Origin of the sequence: Kitasatospora sp. NPDC036755, from assembly GCF_040636595.1 — a bacterium.
Classification (GTDB): Bacteria; Actinomycetota; Actinomycetes; order Streptomycetales; family Streptomycetaceae; genus Kitasatospora.
This window is the reverse complement of the sequence record NZ_JBEZUT010000169.1, coordinates 1-18,875: the sequence shown is the minus strand read 5'-3', so window position 1 is coordinate 18,875 and position 18,875 is coordinate 1. Positions and strand designations below refer to the sequence as shown.

At 73.1% G+C, this 18,875-nt stretch carries 12 protein-coding genes and 1 pseudogene; all 13 read left to right on the top strand.

Going from position 1 to position 18,875, the window contains the following annotated elements; translation table 11 throughout:
* Positions 1 to 191: 191 nt before the first annotated feature.
* Complete coding sequence (locus AB0E96_RS24065) at positions 192 to 917, top strand: response regulator transcription factor (protein ID WP_359827230.1); 726 nt, start codon at positions 192 to 194, stop codon at positions 915 to 917.
* Between the two features lie 13 nt (positions 918 to 930).
* Positions 931 to 2,430 (top strand): HAMP domain-containing sensor histidine kinase, encoded by a 1,500-nt coding sequence (locus AB0E96_RS24060; RefSeq protein ID WP_359827225.1) that lies wholly within the window; start codon positions 931 to 933, stop codon positions 2,428 to 2,430.
* 213 nt (positions 2,431 to 2,643) lie between these two features.
* A complete protein-coding gene (locus AB0E96_RS24055; protein WP_359827223.1) occupies positions 2,644 to 3,255 on the top strand; it encodes a Uma2 family endonuclease in 612 nt (203 codons plus the stop codon).
* On the top strand, positions 3,248 to 4,621 hold the full coding sequence (locus tag AB0E96_RS24050; RefSeq protein ID WP_359827220.1) for an EF-hand domain-containing protein: 1,374 nt from the start codon (positions 3,248 to 3,250) through the stop codon (positions 4,619 to 4,621). Before AB0E96_RS24055 ends, AB0E96_RS24050 begins: the two co-directional genes overlap by 8 nt.
* Positions 4,622 to 5,014: 393 nt before the next feature.
* On the top strand, positions 5,015 to 6,559 hold the full coding sequence (locus AB0E96_RS24045; RefSeq protein WP_359827218.1) for a cytochrome ubiquinol oxidase subunit I: 1,545 nt from the start codon (positions 5,015 to 5,017) through the stop codon (positions 6,557 to 6,559).
* A gap of 34 nt (positions 6,560 to 6,593) precedes the next feature.
* Entirely contained in the window at positions 6,594 to 7,619 is a 1,026-nt protein-coding gene (gene cydB, locus AB0E96_RS24040; RefSeq protein ID WP_359827215.1) for a cytochrome d ubiquinol oxidase subunit II, read from the top strand.
* A gap of 4 nt (positions 7,620 to 7,623) precedes the next feature.
* Positions 7,624 to 11,109, top strand: a complete 3,486-nt coding sequence (cydD, locus tag AB0E96_RS24035; RefSeq protein ID WP_359827213.1) for a thiol reductant ABC exporter subunit CydD — start codon at positions 7,624 to 7,626, stop codon at positions 11,107 to 11,109.
* Positions 11,110 to 11,393: 284 nt separating this feature from the next.
* Complete coding sequence (locus tag AB0E96_RS24030; RefSeq protein WP_359827228.1) at positions 11,394 to 13,067, top strand: GAF domain-containing protein; 1,674 nt, start codon at positions 11,394 to 11,396, stop codon at positions 13,065 to 13,067.
* A 212-nt stretch (positions 13,068 to 13,279) separates the two neighbouring features.
* A complete protein-coding gene (locus AB0E96_RS24025) occupies positions 13,280 to 13,693 on the top strand; it encodes a hypothetical protein (RefSeq protein WP_359827210.1) in 414 nt (137 codons plus the stop codon).
* Entirely contained in the window at positions 13,683 to 14,087 is a 405-nt protein-coding gene (locus AB0E96_RS24020) for a hypothetical protein (protein ID WP_359827207.1), read from the top strand. Before AB0E96_RS24025 ends, AB0E96_RS24020 begins: the two co-directional genes overlap by 11 nt.
* Before the next feature lie 390 nt (positions 14,088 to 14,477).
* The gene (locus tag AB0E96_RS24015; protein ID WP_359827205.1) at positions 14,478 to 15,515 is read left to right on the top strand and encodes a substrate-binding domain-containing protein; all 1,038 of its coding nucleotides are present in this window, start codon (positions 14,478 to 14,480) and stop codon (positions 15,513 to 15,515) included.
* Positions 15,516 to 15,660: 145 nt separating this feature from the next.
* The gene (locus AB0E96_RS24010) at positions 15,661 to 16,254 is read left to right on the top strand and encodes a hypothetical protein (RefSeq protein WP_359827202.1); all 594 of its coding nucleotides are present in this window, start codon (positions 15,661 to 15,663) and stop codon (positions 16,252 to 16,254) included.
* A gap of 395 nt (positions 16,255 to 16,649) precedes the next feature.
* Positions 16,650 to 18,875 (top strand): annotated as a pseudogene (locus AB0E96_RS24005) (hypothetical protein); the annotation flags it as partial.

Sequence of the window (18,875 nt, the reverse complement as noted above, 5' to 3'; positions counted from 1 at the left end):
CGCCCCTGTGCGCCGATCGCCCAAAAACCGACCGATAAGGTGTTAATCCAACATTCATCCATGCCGCATAGCCTCCGGGGGCTAGCCTCATGCTGAACGTCATCGTCCGACCGGGAGGCGAAAGCCCCGTGCAAGGCACTGTCACCACACCAGGCGGCCCCACGGCGGCCGGGGGCCAGGGCGAAGCGTTCCTGCTCGTCGTGGACGACGAGCCCAACATCCGCGAGCTGCTCTCCGCCTCGCTGCGCTTCTCCGGCTTCCGCGTCGCCTCCGCCGCCAGCGGCACCGAGGCGCTCGAACTGGTCGCCGTCGAACGCCCCGACCTGGTCGTGCTCGACGTGATGCTCCCCGACCTCGACGGCTTCACCGTCGTCGAGAAGCTGCGCGAGCGCACCAGCCGCGGCCAGATAGCCGGGCCGGCCCACGGACACCCCGGCGACCACCTGCCGGTGCTCTTCCTCACCGCCAAGGACGGCGTCGGCGACAAGGTGCAGGGCCTGGCCGCCGGCGCGGACGACTACGTCACCAAGCCGTTCAGCCTGGAGGAGCTGATCGCCCGGATCCGCGCCATCCTGCGCCGGGCCGGCGGCCCCGCCGAGGACGGCCGGCTGATCGTCGCCGACCTCAGCCTCGACCCGGTCGCCCACGAGGTCACCCGGGGCGGCACCGCGGTCTCGCTCTCCCCGACCGAGTTCAAGCTGCTGCACTACCTGATGGCCAACGTCGGCCGGGTGGTCTCCAAGTCGCAGATCCTCGACCACGTCTGGGCCTACGACTTCGGCGGGGACCTCTCCATCGTCGAGTCGTACATCTCCTACCTGCGCCGCAAGCTCGACTCCGGCCCGGCGCACGGCCCCAAGCTGATCCACACCGTGCGCGGCATCGGCTACGTCCTGCGCCGCCCCCCGCAGGGCTGACCGGACCCCGCCCGTGTTCGCCCGGTTCTCCTCCCGGCTGTCGCTGCGCGCCCGCCTGCTGGTGCTCGCGCTCGTGCTGGTCACCACCGGGCTCGCGGTCAGCGACGCCTTCGTGCTCGGCACCGTACGGGCCCAGCTGGTGCAGCAGCTGGACGAGCAGCTCCAGCGGTACGGACTGCCGCTCTCCCGCAAGCCCCCGAGCCAGCTGACCGCGCAGGCCGGCGGCCGGCCCGCGGTCGCCGGCCGGCGGGTCAGCCTGCCCAGCCAGTACCTGGTGCAGTACCTCTCCTCGGACGGCAAGGTCCAGGCGGCGATGCGCCAACCGGTCTCGGACAGCGACCCGGCGCCCCAGCTGGCCGGACTCGACCCGACCAGGACCGCCCCCGACGTCCCCTTCGACCTGCCCGACCAGCGCGGCCACCACAGCTGGCGGGTGCTGGTGCTGCCGCTCCAGCCGCCCCGCGGGCAGGCCGTCGGCCCCAGCGCGTACGCCGCGCCGGAGGTCACGCCGACCCATGTCATGGTGGCGGTCTCCCGGGAGGACATCGACGCCACCCTCGGCAAGCTGAACACCTCCTTCCTGGCCATCGGCGGCGGCGTCCTGCTGCTGATCGCCGCGCTCGGCTTCTTCGCGGTGCGGGCCGGGCTGCGGCCGCTGCGCCGGATCGAGGAGGGCGCCGAGCGGATCGCGGCCGGCGAGCTGTCGCACCGGATGCCGGAGCTCTCCCCGGGCACCGAGGTCGGTCGGCTGTCGGTCGCGCTCAACGGGATGCTCACCCAGATCGAGGCGGCCTTCGCGGCCCGCGCCGAGTCCGAGGCCCGGATGCGGCGCTTCGTCGCCGACGCCTCGCACGAACTGCGCACCCCGCTGGCCGGAATCCGCGGCTTCGCCGAGCTGTACCGGATGGGCGCGCTGCCCACCGAGGACGACGTCACGCGGACCATGACCCGGATCGAGAGCGAGGCCGACCGGATGGGCGCCCTGGTCGAGGACCTGCTGGTGCTCGCCCGCCTCGACGAGGAGCGCCCGCTCGACCTCGCCCCGATGGACCTGCGCACCCTCGCCGCCGACGCCCTGCACGACCTCACCGCCCTCGACCCGAGCCGCCCGGTCGCGCTCACCGGCCCGGCCGGCACCGGTGCGCCCGGCGCCGCGCCCGTCGTCGGCGACGAGGCGCGGCTGCGGCAGGTGGTCACCAACCTGGTCGGCAACGCGGTCAAGCACACCCCCGCCGGCACGCCGGTCCGGATCGGGGTGGGCGCCGGGCCCGGCGGCGTCTGTCTGCTGGAGGTCGCCGACTCCGGCCCGGGCCTCACCGAGGAGCAGGCCCAGCGGGTCTTCGACCGGTTCTTCCGGGTCGACGCCTCCCGCAGCCGCGACAACGGGGGCGGCGCAGGCCTCGGCCTCGCCATCGCCACCGCCCTCACCCGCGCCCACGGCGGCACCCTCACCCTGCACACCGCCCCGGGCGAGGGCGCCACCTTCCGCGTCGAACTCCCCCGCCAGCGCTGACCGGACGCCCGCGAGTCCGAACGCCGCGCTCCCGCACCACGGGACAGGCCCGGCCGGTCCCGCGGTTCCGGCGTTCCCGGCCCCGAAACTCCTCGATCGAGTGAACCCGCCGCCGTTCACCCGGTCGGCCCCCCGGTCGTGTGCGACCGTGCTGCCGTTGCTTGTGCGGGCTCGCACGGGCTGATCACACTGGACGGGAAGTGGGGTGTCTCAATGAGCGCGCTCGTCGCCGAGAGGACCGTCGTGAACCTGGACCAGTTGCTGTGGCAGGCGTGGAAGTCCATGGATGTGCCCGAGGGCTTCCGAGCGGAGATCATCGAGGGGACGATCACGTTGTCACCCACCGGCAGCAGCCGCCATTTCGATGTCAACAACCGGGTTCTCGAAGGTCTGTTCGTGCAGTTGCGCGGCAGTGAATGGCGGCCGGGGAACGACTGCAACGTCATCGACGGGCTCAAAGTGCTCATCCCCGACGTGTTCGTCGCTCAGCGGGAGATCGAGGAGATCGAGCACCCGGAGGGAAAGGGCCTGGTTGCTTCCGGTGTTCTCCTCGTCGTCGAGACCGTCTCTCCCGGAGCCGAGAACCGCCGCCGCGATCACGTCCTGAAGCGGCGTGCCTACGCGGCCGCCGGCATCCCGGTGTACGTGATCATCGACGACCACGACGACGGCGGTGCCGTCACCGTCCTCACCGAACCCGATGCCGAACGCCGTGAGTACGGCTCCTCCACCCGCGTCCCCTACGGCAAGGAGGCCGTGATCCCCGAGGGCCCCGCCAAGGGGTTCGTGATCGGGCCCGACATCACCGGCGAGCGCCGTGGCTGACCGGCCGGCCTCGTTCAAGCGGGACCTGTCGGAGTGGCGGATCATGCTGGTCGCGTGGCGGCTGCTGATCCTGCAGGCGGCGGACCCGATGGTGTCGGCGGGGATGGTCGAGCACTCGACGTACCGGGCGCACCCGTGGCGGCGGGTGGAGCACACGCTGGGCAGCGGGCGGCGGCTGTTCTACCAGGACGCGGAGACGCTGCGCCGGGAGATCGCGCGGCTGGAGCGGGCGCACAAGCGGATCCGGGGGACGGGCCCCGACGGGGAGCCGTACGACGCCGCGGACGCGGCGACCAGGGCGTGGGTGCTGCTGACGCTCTTCGAGTGCGTGGCCGCGATGCGCCGGCTGGGCGGGGACGGGTACGGCGCGGGGGAGTCGGCGTCAGCGTACGCGGAGTTCCGCGAGGCGGTCGCCGCCTTCGGGCTCCCCGAGGGCGAGATCCCGGCCACGGTGGGGGAGTTGCCGGCCTACTTCGCCCGGTACGCGCGGGAGCGGCTGGAGTTCACCGAGGCGGCGCGCTACCTGCTGGACGACCTGCTGCGCGAGGCGCCGCGGCCGCGCCGGCTCGGGTTCCTCGGCGACACGGGCTGGCGGCTGCTGCGGCTGGTGGTCGCCCGGGCGGTCCGCGAGCTGACGGTGGCGGACCTGCCGCCGGTGGTGCTGGAGCGGTTCGGGCTGGTCCGCACCCGGCGGGGCGCGCTGCTGTCCGCCGTCCTGCACCGCGGCGCCGGCGCGGTCGTCCCCCGACTGCCGGACCGGCTGCGCTACCGCTCCCCGGAGCCGTCCGGGCCGGAGCGCCGGGGGCCGGAGCGCCGCGGGCCGGAGCGGGACGGCCGCGCGCCCCGGCTGGACCGTTTCTTCCGCGAGGTGCTGGACCAGACCGGCGACGGCTTCGTCACGGTGCACGACCTGCGGGCGATGGCGCACAACGTGTGCTGGCGGCTGGAGCTGGACGAGGCCGGTGAGGCCCGGGTGTACGAGGCCTTCGACAGCTGGTGGGAGCAGCTGCGCACGGTGATGGACGCCGACGGCGACGGGAGGGTCGGTCAGGAGGAGTTCGTGGCGGCCACCCTGGCCGGCTGCGACCGGGACGAGGCCTACCTGGAGCGGGGGCTGCTGCCGGCGCTGCGGGCGGTGTTCGCCGCGGCCGACTCGGACGGCAGCGGCTTCCTGGAGTTCGACGAGTACCGCGCCGTGTTCGGCGGGCCGAGGACGCACCCGGCGGATCTGTCGCACGGCTTCCGCCGGCTGGACGCCGACGGGGACGGTCGGATCACCCGGGAGGAGTTCCTCGCGGGCTTCACCGGGTTCTTCACGGCCCGCGCCGGTTCCGCCCCGGGCACCGAGCTGCTCGGCCGGGCGTAGCGCGCCCCGCGGCCCGCGCCGGAGGAGACGCGGCAGGGCCGTGCCGGGGCCGCGTCCTAGCACGTGGGCGCGGTCGGTGCGACCGGCCCGCGAGCCTGTCAAGCGCCGGTTCGGCCAACAACTTCCGGCCACCCGCCCGGTCGTTCGTTGCTCCGGCCCGCGGTCGGTCCGCAGACTGTGCGGACCGCGCCGCGGGCCGTGACGCACCCCACAGACCGTCCACCCCACCCCACCTGCAGTTCCCCCGTAAGGATGGTGGATACTGCTCCTTGTGAACGTGTTCACGTTCACAAGCGGACAAGCTTGCGTGGTTGAGCAACGGTCTACGGCTATAGATGAAGTTTGTCCGGAAGATGCCCGTCATCACGCGGGCAGGTTGGGAGAGAGGGCGACGTGGAACTGGCAATCGCTCACGAGACCATCGCGCGATGGCAATTCGGCATCACCACCGTCTACCACTTCCTCTTCGTCCCGCTCACGATCAGCCTGGCCGCGATCGTGGCCGGTCTGGAGACCGCCTGGGTGCGGACGAACAAGGAGAAGTACTTCCACGCGACCAAGTTCTGGGGAAAGCTCTTCCTCATCAACATCGCGATGGGCGTGGTCACCGGCATCGTCCAGGAGTTCCAGTTCGGCATGAACTGGTCCGACTACTCCCGCTTCGTCGGTGACGTGTTCGGCGCCCCGCTCGCGATGGAGGCGCTGATCGCCTTCTTCTTCGAGTCCACCTTCATCGGGCTGTGGATCTTCGGCTGGGACAAGCTGCCGAGGAAGATCCACGCCGCCTGCATGTGGATGGTGGCGCTGGGCACCGTGCTCTCGGGCTACTTCATCCTGGCCGCCAACTCCTGGATGCAGCACCCGGTCGGCTACGCGATCGACCCGGTCACCGGCAAGGCCCAACTGACCGACGTCGTACGGGTGCTGTTCCAGAACACCACCCTGGTGGTGGTCTTCCACACCCTGACCGCCGCGTTCCTCACCGGTGCGGCCTTCGTCGTCGGCATCGCCTCCTTCCACCTCTGGAAGGCCAAGCGCAAGCCGGAAACCGCCGACCCGAAGAAGACCGCCGCGATGCGCACCTCGCTGCGGCTCGGCCTGGTGCTCGCGGTGATCTTCGGCGCCGGCACCGCGCTCAGCGGCGACACCCTGGGCAAGGTCATGTTCGAGCAGCAGCCGATGAAGATGGCCGCCGCCGAGGCGCTCTGGGAGACCCAGGCGCCGGCGCCGTTCTCGGTGTTCGCCGTCGGTGACGTCAGCAAGGGCCACAACTCGGTCGCCCTGGAGATCCCCGGAATACTGTCCTTCCTCGCCCACAACGACTTCAGCTCGTCCGTCCCCGGCATCAACGACACCGCCGCCGCCGAAGCCGCCCAGCACGGCGGCGACCCCAAGGACTACATCCCGAGCATCTTCGTCACCTACTGGGGCTTCCGCCTCATGATCGGCTTCGGGATGACCTCCTTCGTGGCCGGCCTGATCGGCCTCTGGACCACCCGGAAGAAGCTCTTCCTGCACCCCGAGTTCCGCACCGGCGAGACCGAGGTGCCCCGGCTGATGCTCACCCCCAGGCGCGAGCTGGGGCCGCAGCTGACCAAGTGGAGCTGGCGGATCGGCATCCTGACCATGGGCTTCCCGCTGATCGCCAACAGCTTCGGCTGGATCTTCACCGAGATGGGCCGTCAGCCCTGGGCCGTCTTCGGCCTGATGACCACGGCCAGCGCGGTCTCCCCCAACGTCGGCGTCGGCACCCAGATCGGGGCGCTGGCGACCTTCACCACGCTGTACGCGATCCTGGCGGTCATCGAGGTCCGGCTGCTGGTCAAGTACGCCAAGGCCGGCCCGGTGGTGACCGAGCAGCCGCCCACCAAGGACCCGTCCCTGCGCGGACCGTCCTCGGACGAGGACGCCGACAAGCCGCTCGCCTTCGCCTACTGAGGCGCCGGGACCACTGGGGAACTGAGGATCTGACATGCAACTCCACGACGTCTGGTTCGTGCTGATCGCGGTCCTGTGGATCGGCTACTTCTTCCTGGAGGGCTTCGACTTCGGGATCGGCGTGCTGCTCAAGCCGCTGGCCCGGAACACCGCCGAGCGGCGGGTGCTGATCAACACCATCGGCCCGGTCTGGGACGGCAACGAGGTCTGGCTGCTGACCGCCGGAGGCGCCACCTTCGCGGCCTTCCCGGACTGGTACGCGACGCTCTTCAGCGGCTTCTACATCCCGCTGCTGGTCATCCTGGTCTGCCTGATCATCCGCGGCGTGGCCTTCGAGTACCGGCACAAGCGCGACGGCGAGCGCTGGCAGCGGAACTGGGAGGAGGCCCTCTTCTGGACCTCCCTCCTGCCGGCCTTCCTGTGGGGCGTGGCCTTCGCCAACATCGTGCGCGGCGTGGACATCGACGCGCAGAAGAACTACACCGGCACCCTCTGGGACCTGCTCAACCCGTACGCGCTGCTCGGCGGCCTGGTGACGCTCGCCCTGTTCACCTTCCACGGCTCGGTGTTCGCCGTGCTCAAGACGGTCGGCGAGATCCGGGAGCGGGCCCGCCGGGCCGCGCTGCTGTCCGGGCTGGCGACCGCCGTGCTGGCGCTGGTCTTCCTGGTCTGGACCCAGGCCGACCACGGCAACGGCCGCAGCCTCGCCGCGATGGTCGTCGCGGTGGTCGCCCTGCTCGGCGCGCTGGCGGCGAACCAGCTGCGCCGCGAGGGCTGGGCGTTCTCGCTCTCCGGGCTGACCATCGTGGCCGCGGTCGGGATGCTCTTCCTGGCGCTCTTCCCGGACGTCATGCCCTCCACCCTCGACCCGGAGTGGAGCCTGACCGTCAGCAACGCGGCGTCCTCGCCGTACACGCTGAAGGTGATGACCATCGTGGCGGCGATCTTCACCCCGCTGGTGATGCTCTACCAGGGCTGGACCTACTGGGTGTTCCGCAAGCGGATCGGCGTCCAGCACATCCCCGGGCACGACCCGGCCGCCCAGCTCGACCAGGCCTGACGCCGTGAAGCCGGTCGACCCCCGACTCCTCGGGTACGCCCGCACCACCAGGGCCTTCCTCGCCGGATCCGTGCTGCTCGGCGCGGTCGGCGCGGCCCTGGTGGTCGCCCAGGCGAGTCTGATCGCCGAGATCGTCGTCCGCGCCTTCCAGCGCGGGGCGACGCTCGGCGAACTGACCGCGCCACTGCTGCTGCTCGCCCTGACGGCGGTCGGGCGCGGGCTGGTCGGCTGGCTCACCGAGCTCACCGCGCACCGCTCCGTCGCCCGGGTGAAGTCCACCCTGCGGCGCCGGCTGCTCGACCACGCCACCGCGCTCGGGCCGTCCTACCTGGCGGGCCGGCGCACCGGCGAACTCACCACCCTCGCCACCCGCGGCATCGACGCGCTGGACGACTACTTCGCCCGCTACCTGCCGCAGTTGGCTCTGGCCGTGGTCGTCCCGGTGATCGTATTGCTGCGGATCGTCGGCGCCGACTTCACCTCGGCCGCGGTCATCGCCGGGACGCTGCCGCTGATCCCGCTGTTCATGGTGCTGATCGGGATGGCCACCCAGTCCCGGATGGACCGGCAGTGGAACACCCTGGCCCGGCTCTCCCACCACTTCCTCGACGTGGTCGCGGGACTGCCCACCCTCAAGGTGTTCAACCGGGCCCGCACCCAGGCCGCCACGATCGCCCGGATCACCGCCGACTACCGCCGGGCCACCCTGCGCACCCTGCGGATCGCCTTCGTCTCCTCCTTCACCCTGGAACTGCTCTCCACGCTGTCCGTCGCGCTGGTCGCCGTCACCGTCGGCTTCCGGCTGGTGGACGGCACGCTCGACCTGGAGACCGGGCTGCTGATCCTGGTGCTCGCCCCCGAGGTGTACTTCCCGATCCGCCAGGTCGGCGCGCTCTACCACTCCAGCGTCGAGGGACTGACCGCCGCCGACGAGCTGTTCCAGGTGCTGGAGACCCCGCTGCCCGCCGCCGGCACCGTCCCGGCGCCCGACCTCGCGGGTGCCGTGATCACCGCCGAGGGCCTGGTCGTCCGGCACCCCGGGCGCACCGAGCCCGCGCTGGACGGCGCCGGGCTGACCCTGTACCCGGGCTCCGGCACGGCGCTCACCGGCCCCAGCGGCGCCGGGAAGTCCACCCTGCTGGCCGTCCTGCTGGGCCTCACCGCCCCCGACGAGGGCACCGTCCGGATCACCGCCGCCGACGGCCGCCGGTACGACCTGGCCGAGCTGGACCCGGGGAGCTGGCGGCGGCAGATCGCCTGGGTGCCCCAGCACCCCCACCTCTTCGCCGGGACGGTCGCCGAGAACCTGCGGCTCTACCGGCCGGAGGCCACCGACGAGCAGCTGTGGACGGCGCTGCGGGCCGCGCACGCGCTCGACTTCGTGACCGACCTGGCGGCCGTCCTGGGGGAGGACGGCGCCGGGCTCTCCGCCGGACAGCGCCAGCGCCTCGCCCTGGCCCGGGTGCTGCTCGCCGAGGACCGGCCGCTGGTGCTGCTGGACGAGCCGACCGCCAACCTGGACGGCGCCTCCGAGGCGGCCGTGGTGGACGCCGTCCGGGCGCTCACCGGGGACCCGGCGCGCACCGTGCTGGTGGTCGCGCACCGGCCGGCCCTGCTGGCCGCCGCCGACCGGCGGGTACGGCTGGCGGGACCGCCCGCCCTCCCGGCCGCCGAACCGGTCGCCCCGCTCGCCCACAGCGGCAGGCCCACCCCGGCCCCCGCCGCGGCCGAGGAGCCCGGCGCCGAGGGCGGCACCACCCCCAGGCTGGCGCTCGCGATCCTGCTCGGGGCGCTCGCCCTGGGCTGCGCCGTCGCGCTGATGGCCACCTCCGGCTACCTGATCTCCCGGGCCTCCCAGATGCCGCCGGTGCTCTACCTGATGATGGCGGTCACGTCCGTCCGGGCCTTCGGCATCGGCCGCAGCGTCTTCCGCTACGCCGAGCGGCTGGTCTCCCACGACGCGGTGCTGCGCACCCTCGGTACCCTGCGGGCCGCCGTGTACCGCCGGCTGAGCGCGCTCGCCCCGGCCGGACTGCCCGCCTTCCGCCGCGGCGACCTGCTCTCCCGGCTGGTCGCCGACGTGGACGCGGTCCAGGACCACTACCTGCGCTGGCGGCTGCCGGCCGCGGTGGCCGGGCTGGTCGCGCTGGCCTCGACGGCGGCGATGGCCGCCTTCCTGCCGGCCGCCGGGCTGGTGCTCGGCCTCGGGCTGCTGCTCGCGGGCGCGCTGGTGCCCGCGCTGGCCGCCCGCTGGTCGGCCGGCGCGGAGCGGCGCCAGGCGCCGGCGCGCGGGCGGCTGGCCACCACCGTGGTGGACGCCCTCACCGGTACGGCCGAGCTCACCGTGGCCGGTGCGCTGCCCGGCCGGCTGGCCGCGGTCCGCGCGGCCGACACCGCGCTGACCCGGCTGGCCGCCCGCTCGGCCGCCACCACGGCGCTCGGCACCGGTCTGATCGCCCTGCTCACCGGACTGACCGTGACCGCCGCGGCCGCCGTCGGCGTCCAGGGCGTGCGCGACGGGGTGCTGGCGCCGGTCTGCCTGGCCGTGGTGGTGCTGACCCCGCTGGCCGCCTTCGAGGCCGTCACCGGGATGCCGCTCGCCGTCCAGGCCCGCCAGCGCAGCCGCGCCGCGCGGGCCCGGCTGGACGAGGTGCTGAACGCTCCGGAGCCGGTCACCGAGCCCGCCGAGCCGCTGGCGCTGCCCGAGCGGCCGCTGCCCGTCGCGGTGCGCGGGCTGACCGTCCGGCACCCCGGGCAGCCGGTGGACGCGCTCACCGGAGTGGACCTGGACCTCGCGGCCGGCCGCCGGATCGCCGTGGTCGGCCCGTCCGGCTCCGGCAAGACCACCCTCGCCCAGGCGCTGCTGCGCTTCCTGGAGCCGAGCGCCGGGACGGTGCGGTTCGCCGACGGAACGGCCGGGGCCGTGGACGCGAGCGCGCTGTCGGGTGAGTCCGTCCGCCGGGTGATCGGGCTCTGCGCCCAGGACGCCCACGTCTTCGACAGCTCGCTGCGGGAGAACCTGCGGCTGGCCCGCCCGGGGGCGGGGGAGGAGGAGCTGCGCGCCGCCCTGGCCGCCGCCCGGCTGCTGGAGTGGACCGAGGGACTGCCGGACGGCCTGGACACCATGGTCGGCGAGCACGGCGCCCGGCTCTCCGGCGGCCAGCGCCGGCGTCTCGCGCTCGCCCGGGCGCTGCTCGCGGACTTCCCCGTGCTGGTCCTGGACGAGCCCGCCGAGCACCTCGACCTGCCCACCGCCGACGCCCTGACCGCCGACCTGCTGGCCGCCACCGAGGGCCGCAGCACGGTGCTGATCACCCACCGGCTGGCCGGGCTGGACGACGCCACGGTGGACGAGGTGCTGGTGCTGGACGGCGGCCGGGTGGCGGAGCGGGGCCGCTGGTCGGAGCTGGTCGCCGACCCGGACGGGCGGCTGCACGCGATGTGGCGGCGGGAGCGGGAGGCGGACGGGCTGCTCGAACCGGTGGGCTGACGGCCGTACGGCGGCCGGCGGTACCGCCCGCCGGGCGCCGCTGCCGGGCCGCCGGCGGGCCGCCGTCGGGCCGGGCCCGCACCGGCCTCGCGCGTCCGTCGCGCCGTCCTTCGTCTGAAAAGCGTACAAACTAGGCTTTCTTCATGGACCCCACGCCGGACCTCCCCGAGGCCACTGCCGAGCCGACACCCCATCGGGTGCCCGAGATCGCCTCGCTCGGACTGGACACGCTGGTCACCGAGGTCGCCGAACGCCTGCAGTCGGCCGCCGCGGTCACCGACCGGATGCAGCGGCTGCTGGAGGCGGTGGTCTCCATCGGGGCCGGACTGGACCTGCACGCCACCCTGCACCGGATCGCCATGGGCGCGGCCGAGCTGGTCGACGCCCGGTACGCGGCACTCGGCGTGATCGCCCCCGGCGGCACCGGCCTGGCCGACTTCATCCACGTCGGGATCGACGACGGGACCGCCGCCGAGATCGGCGAACTGCCCGCCGGCCGGGGCATCCTCGGCGCGCTGATCGACCGCCCCGAGCCGCTGCGGCTGGCCGACCTGCGCGCCGACCCGCGCTCCTCCGGCTTCCCGCCGCACCACCCGTGCATGAGGACCTTCCTGGGCGTGCCGATCAGGGTCCGGGCGGAGGTGTTCGGCAACCTCTACCTCACCGAGAAGAAGGGCGGCGGCGCCTTCACCCCCGAGGACGAACAGGTGGTGCACGCCCTCGCCGCCGCGGCCGGCGTGGCCATCGAGAACTCCCGGCTGTACGAGGAGGGGCGGCGCCGAGAGCGCTGGATCGCCGGCGCCGCCGCCGTCGCCACCGCCCTGCTCTCCGCCGAGCAGGCCGAGAGCGCGCTGACCGTCGCGGCCGAGCAGGTCCGGGAGCTGGCGGACGCCGCGCTCGGCATGATCCTGCTGCCGACCGGCCCGGAGGGCGGCGGCGAGGGCGACGGGCAGATGCGGGTCGCGCACGCCTCCGGCGAACTGGCCGAGTACGTCCGCGGCGAACTGCTGCCCAGGGAGAGCTTCGCGGCGCGGCTGCTCGCCGGGGAGAGCGTCTACCTGGACGACATGTCCAGCGACCCGACGGTGGTGATCCGGCTCGCCCGCCGCTTCGGCCCGTCCATGGCCGTGCCGATGGTCGCCGCCGGGCGGGTGCTCGGCGGGCTCTGCGTCTGGCGCCCCACCGGCGCGGTGCCGTTCACCGACAGCGAGAAGCAGCTCGCCGAGACCTTCGCCTCGCAGGCCGCGCTGGCCCTGCGGCTCGCCGAGGGCCAGCGCGACCAGCAGCGCCTGGCCGTCTTCCAGGACCGCGACCGGATCGCCCGCGACCTGCACGACCTGGTGATCCAGCGGCTGTTCGCCACCGGGATGATGCTGGAGAGCGCCGCCCGGCGGGCGATCGTCCCCGAGGTGAAGGTCGGCATCGGCAAGGCGGTGGACGAGCTGGACGCCACCATCCAGGAGGTCCGCACCACCATCTACGCCCTCCAGCACGACAACCACGGCGACGCCCCGGACACCCTGCGCACCCGGGTGCTGCGGGAGGCCAGCCAGGCCGCGGCCGCGCTCGGGTTCAAGCCCTCGGTGAGCTTCGTCGGGCCGGTGGAGAGCCTGGTCGGCGAGAAGACCGGCCGTCAACTGCTGGCCGCGCTGCGCGAGATGCTCTCCAACACGGCCCGGCACGCGCGGGCCTCCCGGGTCGGCGTGGAGATCGACGCGACCAGCCACCTGGACGAGGACGGGCGGCCGATGGGCGGCGACCCGGAGTCGCTGGACCGGGGCGGGCGGCCCGGTGTGCTGCTCACCGTGACCGACGACGGGGTGGGCATCCCGGCGGGCGGCCGGCGCAGCGGGCTGCTCAACCTCACCCGGCGCGCCGAGGCGCTCGGCGGCGACGCCTGGCACGAGAGCGGGCCGTACCGCAAGGGGACGATGGTGCGCTGGACCGCCCGGCTCTGACCGTTTCCGGTCGGTCCCCGACCGGTTCCCGGCTGTTCGCGGTGCGTCTGCGGGCCGGTTGCCGACCAGGACGGATGAAAGTTAAACGAGAGAGAACTTCCGGGCCAACAGCGCAAGTTGTGAACGTTCTGGGCTTTCGGCGCCTCCGTGTGCACACATAGCTTTGCTCCCGCTCGGAGGGGAATCCGGAGGGCAACCGGACGGAGGGGGCAGTGAACGCTGCCGGCCGCGGCTACACCGCAGCAGGGGCAAGTCGAGGGGGTTTCCGCGCCGAACGGGCGGCGGACGGGCGCTACCGCTGGCAACTGAAGGCGCCCAACGGACGGGTGGTCGCGATCACCCCGGCCGCGTTCGAGACGGTGGGCGAGGCCGAGCGGGGCTTCGACGGACTGCGCGCCACGGCGGGCGACCTCACCGCGCGGATCACCCACGTACGGGAGGGCATCGGCTGGATCTGGGTCGTCCCGAGTTCACGGGCCTTCCCCGAGGTGCGCTCCAGCCGCGCGTACGAGCGGTACGCGACCTGCCAGAACGCCTTCCGGCGGTTCGTGGTGCTGCTCGCCAAGCAGCCGCCCCGCGAACTCCCGGAGCCCGCGGTGCCGTTGAGACGCACCGATGGCCGCTGAACGGCGCGGTCCGCGGCTGCTGACCGTGCCGGCGGCCGACCGCTGTCTCGGCTGGGTGCTGCGGGCCGCCAACGGGCGGCCGCTCGGGGTCGGCGTGCGGAGCTACCGGAGCGAGGAGGAACTCGCCGAGGCCGTACGGGTGTTGCTGATCGAACGGGCCGCGCTGCGGTGTTCGGTCGGGCAGTCCGAGGGGCGTCAGTGGGTCTGGGCCGCCTACCTGCCGGTGCGCAGCACCCGGCCGGGCACGGCCGACGCCGTTCCGGTCGCCCGCAGTGCGCGGGGGTACCTGCGGCGGGACCAGTGCCAGGCGGGGATCGAGGGGTTCCTGGCCGGACTGCAGTGGGTGGGGCAGGAGTTGCGGCGGTCCGGGCGGGACGGCCGCCGGCCCCTCTGACCGTCCGGAACCATGACGGTCCGTCGTTCGACGGACCGTCATGTCGGCGTTCCCGGAGGGGGTGGCTCCGCTCCGGTCCCGGTCCGTGCAGTTCCGGTGAAGGACAGGTTTCCGGCAACACCCCGAGCAGCCTCCTGGAGAAGAACGTCGACCGGCTTCGGAGACCGGGCAGTGCCCCTGTCACGTGCACGCTGACCAGTGGCTAAACCTCGCTGAACCGATGAGTCGACATTCCCCGGCGGGACTCGACCTCTCTTCCGGCGGAACCTCCCCGGCGGACAGGATCGGCACTGCCGGCGAGGCCGCAGCGGACGCGGCCACACGGCCCCGAACTCCCCAACGGAGTGCGGGTTCACGCGATGTACGTCTCTCCCCCGGAGGAAGAGGAACATGCGTAAGACCGCTGCCAAGCTGCTCACCGTCGCCGCCCTGGCGACCTCCCTCGCGACCGTCGCGGGCGGCACCGCCGTCGCCGACCCGGCCGCCGGCGTGACCCCCCGCGCCATCGACTTCGCGGGCACCGGTTCGGACACCACCCAGGCCGTGCTGAACCAGCTCGCCGCCGACTACAACGCGTCGCTGACCGACCCGAACGCCCCCCGCGTCTACAGCTGGGACGCGACCCCGACCGGCACCACCATCACCCCGAAGGCCGGCGCCGCCACGATCGCCCGCCCGAACGGCTCCGGTGCCGGCATCAAGGCGCTGACCACCTACACCAACACCACGGTGGACTTCGCCCGCTCCTCGCGCGGCCCGCAGTCCTCCGACCCGACGACCGACGACTTCGTGAGCTTCGCCAAGGACGCCGTCGCCTGGGCCGCCCCGGCCACCGGCAACGCCCCGGCGAACCTGAGCACCGCGAACCTGAAGGACATCTACACCTGCGCGGTCACCACCTGGAACCAGATCGACCCGGCGCTGCCGAACGCCACCATCAAGCCCTTCCTGCCGCAGTCCGACTCGGGCACCCGCTCGTTCTTCCTGACCACCATCGGTGGCGGCGTCGCGGTCACCCCCGGTGCCTGCGTCACCAGCGGCACCCAGGAGAACCAGGGCAGCGACACGGCCCTGGCCGACGTCAACGCGCTGGTCCCCTACTCCGTGGCCCACTACATCGGCCAGGTCTACTACGGCAAGGGCACCGGAGCCGACGTCCAGGGCCCGCTGACCATCCGCAACGTCGACGGCGTCACCGGCGGCCCGGTGGACACCACCCTCAAGCAGATCAGCGGCAACTTCGCGGCCACCCCGTACGCCCGTGTGGTCTACAACGTCTTCCGCGACTCCGAGTGGACCTCGAACGCCACCCTGCGCGCCATCTTCGGCAAGGGCGGCTGGATCTGCACCAACGGCGCCAGCGACATCAAGAGCTTCGGCTTCCTGCCGCTGTCCTCCTTCGCCTGCGGCTCCGTCACCCACTCCTGAGCCACCCCGCACCACACCGGCGGCCGCGGGGCCTCGCCCCGCGGCCGCCGGGCCACTCTCCTGGATCGCCTGCGGCCGCAGCCCCCGCTCCTGAGCCCTCCCGTACCACCAGCACCTCACCTCTCCCTCTCCCAAGGAGTCCAGCATGTCCCGCATCAGCGCCCGCCTGGCCGCGACCGGTGCCGCCGTCGTCCTCTCCCTGACCGCGGTGAGCGGTGCCGCCGTCGCCGACACGGCCACCACGCCGGCCGCCGGCCAGGCCGTGATCACCACGGACGTCGACTTCCTGACGAACGCCGCGCTCAACGGCATCGTGGTCATCCCGCTCCAGCCCGCGAACCCGGCGTACGACCAGACCGCGGGCCTCACCGTGACGCTCCCGGTGACCGGCGGCGCTGCGAACATCCCCTCCTTCTACGGCGACGTGCAGTTCGGCGGCGGCCTGCTCTTCCTGAACCTGAAGACCGGCAAGAGCGTGACCTTCAAGCAGCTCGACTTCTCGGTCGACAACGGCTACTTCACCGCGGTGCCGAACGGCTCGACCACCCCCGTCCCGCTGCTTGACCCGTCCGGCGACAACGTGATCACCCGCAGCGGCCTCACCCAGAACCTGACATCCTCCAGCTTCGAGGTGGACGCGGCGGGCGCGCAGTACCTGGATACCAAGCTGGGCACCGGCTACTTCACCGCCGGCCAGAAGATCGGCAAGCTCGCGCTGTCCTACACCCCGGCGCACTGAGCCACCCGGTACCGCCCGCGCGGTACCGGACCGCAGGTCGGCGGGCCCGCGCCTCGGCGTGGGCCCGCCCGTTTGCGGAGTTCCCAACTCCGGTACGGAGTCGTCGCGTTGTGGTCTCGTACATCTGGCCGACCGGATCCCGCCATGTCCGGCTGGCCGAATAGTACGCACGGAATCGTCCGTCCCCAGCGCGATCGACGCCCTCGCGCCGCCTCCCTCGGCGGCCCGCATCTCCCGGAGGCCTCGCCATGAGAAACCCCGTACCCGAACCGAGAGGCCAAGGGGGGTGGCGCCGTCGACTACCGGCCCTGGCACTCGTCAAGGCCGTGGTGGCGGCGCTCGCCGTGATTCCGATCGGGTTGGGCGCGGCGCCGCAGGCGCATGCCGACTCGGCGGTGACGGTTCCGGGCCCGAAGGTCTGGATTCCGGCCACCAAGAAGTACGGCCAGCCGGGAAGCGTGACCGTCTCCCAGACGGCCAACCTGACCAACCAGGTGCTCCAGGTCTCCTGGAGCGGCTTCACCCCGACCGTCTTCCTGGGCTCCAACGCCCCGGCCCCGACGGCGCAGCCGCTGTCGACCCACATCCTCTACGCGGTGCGGATCTACCAGTGCCGCGGCACCGACCCGGCGGTGACGGACTGTTACGGCAGCACCCTCTACGGCGGCGACGCGACGAAGGGCTTCGAGCAGCCGCCCCGGCCGACGCGCACGGAGACCCCGGAGTGGCCCACCAACCAGGTGATCGCCGCGACCGGCCCGGACGGCTCGGGCACCGCCTCGATCGAGGTGTGGAGCTCCAAGGAGAGCTCCACGCTGGGCTGTGACGCGACCCACCCCTGCTCCCTGGTGGTCGAGCCGAACTACGGCGGCGACCCGCTGGACCTCTACCAGGTCCTCGACGGCAAGGCCGACTGCGAGTTCCACGACCTGGACACCGACCCGGACGGCTACACCGCCGCCGACGGGATCATGACCCCCGGCAACCAGAACTGGAAGACGGGCAACCGGACCAGCGAGCAGTGCGCCTGGCAGCACCGGACCGTGGTCCCGCTCTCCTTCGCCCCCACGCCGGACTCCTGCGCGGCGAGCAGCCAGGCCTTCGGCGCCGCCGGTCTGGAGATGGCCAACCGGGCCATGCAGCAGTGGCGGGCCGGCCTGTGCCTGGGCGAATCGCCGATGACCGTGGGCTACGTCCCGGCCGGCGGCGAGCCGCAGGCCCGCGCGGCGTTCCTGGCCGGCAGCGGCACCACCGAGGTCGCGCTGACGGCGCGGCCCGACCGGTCGCCGCCCACCCGTCCGTACGTCTACGCCCCGCTCGCCACGACCGGCATCTCGGTCACGTACCTGATCGACGACCCGAAGACCGGCCGGCAGATCCGGGACATGAAGCTGAACGCCCGGCTGGTGGCCAAACTGCTCACCCAGTCCTACGCCTCACCGGGAACGAGCATCCCCTCCGTGGCCGGCAACCCGACCTGCCTCTTCACCGACCCCGAGTTCAAGCAGCTGAACCCGGAGACGGCGGCCAACGGGATCCACTGGCCGACGAGCTGCGGCGGCACCCTGACGATCTACCCGGGCGTCCCCGGCGGCACCACCGACTTCACCTACCAGCTGACCTCGTGGTTCGCCGCCGATCCGGACGCGAGCCGCTTCCTCGACGGTGAGCCGGACCCGTGGGGCATGCGCGTCGACACCTTCTACCTGAAGCCGCGGTTCGCCGGCTACCCGGCGGAGGCGTTCCAGACCCAGGACTTCTCCGGGCCCGCCCAGGGCAGCGCGGGCGTCGACTTCCAGCACTGGAAGCAGTACGAGTGGAACCCCTCGCTCGACGGTCTCGGGCGGGTGGCGCGCAACCTGATGCAGTACCAGCCCAACTGCCAGCAGCCGAACACCGAGTCCGACGGCAGCCACAAGGCCTGCCCCGCGCAGATCCCCGGCCAGCGCGCGCTGCTCGCCATCATGGACACCGCGCAGGCCAAGGCCTTCTCGCTGCCCGAGGCCGCGCTGGGCAACCCGGCCGGCTCCTTCGTGGCGCCGGGCACGGCCGGCTTCCAGGCCGCCGTCGCCGACATGCCGACCGACGCCGCCACCGGGGTCCAGCAGCTGCCCTACGGCACGCCGGACACCGCGTTCTCCCGCGACCAGCGGGCGTACCCGCTGACCGCCGTGCAGTACGCGATGGTGCCGACCGGCGGCGTGTCCGCCGAGAAGGCCGCCTCGATCGCGCAGTTCCTCAAGTCGGTGACCACCGACGGCCAGACCTACGGCCTCGCGCCGGGCCAGCTGACCCAGGGCTACCTCGCCCTGACCGGCGCCCAGCGCCAGCAGGCCCAGGAGGCCGTGCAGCACGTCGCCGCGCAGGACGGCAAGCTGCCCGGCAACCAGACCGCCCCGCCGCCCGGCGGTGAGCCCGGCACCCCGGAGAACGGGAACGGTTCCTCCGGATCCGGCGGCACCGGCGAGGGCGTCACCCCGGTGAGCGGCTCCGGCACCGGCGGCACCACCGCGGACGGCAACTCCGGCGGCACCGGCTTCGGCTCCTCCGACGGCCTGTCCGGCGGCGGCCTGTCCGGCACCGGCTCCACCGGGACCGGCACGGCCGGCGGCGCCGCGGCG

What these genes read in the sequence shown, in the direction of transcription:
- cydB (WP_359827215.1), top strand. Translation starts at nt 6,594, where the DNA reads ATGCAACTCCACGACGTCTGGTTCGTGCTGATCGCGGTCCTGTGGATC.
- AB0E96_RS24020 (WP_359827207.1), top strand. Translation starts at nt 13,683, where the DNA reads ATGGCCGCTGAACGGCGCGGTCCGCGGCTGCTGACCGTGCCGGCGGCC.
- AB0E96_RS24015 (WP_359827205.1), top strand. Translation starts at nt 14,478, where the DNA reads ATGCGTAAGACCGCTGCCAAGCTGCTCACCGTCGCCGCCCTGGCGACC.
- AB0E96_RS24030 (WP_359827228.1), top strand. Translation starts at nt 11,394, where the DNA reads ATGCAGCGGCTGCTGGAGGCGGTGGTCTCCATCGGGGCCGGACTGGAC.
- AB0E96_RS24055 (WP_359827223.1), top strand. Translation starts at nt 2,644, where the DNA reads ATGAGCGCGCTCGTCGCCGAGAGGACCGTCGTGAACCTGGACCAGTTG.
- AB0E96_RS24010 (WP_359827202.1), top strand. Translation starts at nt 15,661, where the DNA reads ATGTCCCGCATCAGCGCCCGCCTGGCCGCGACCGGTGCCGCCGTCGTC.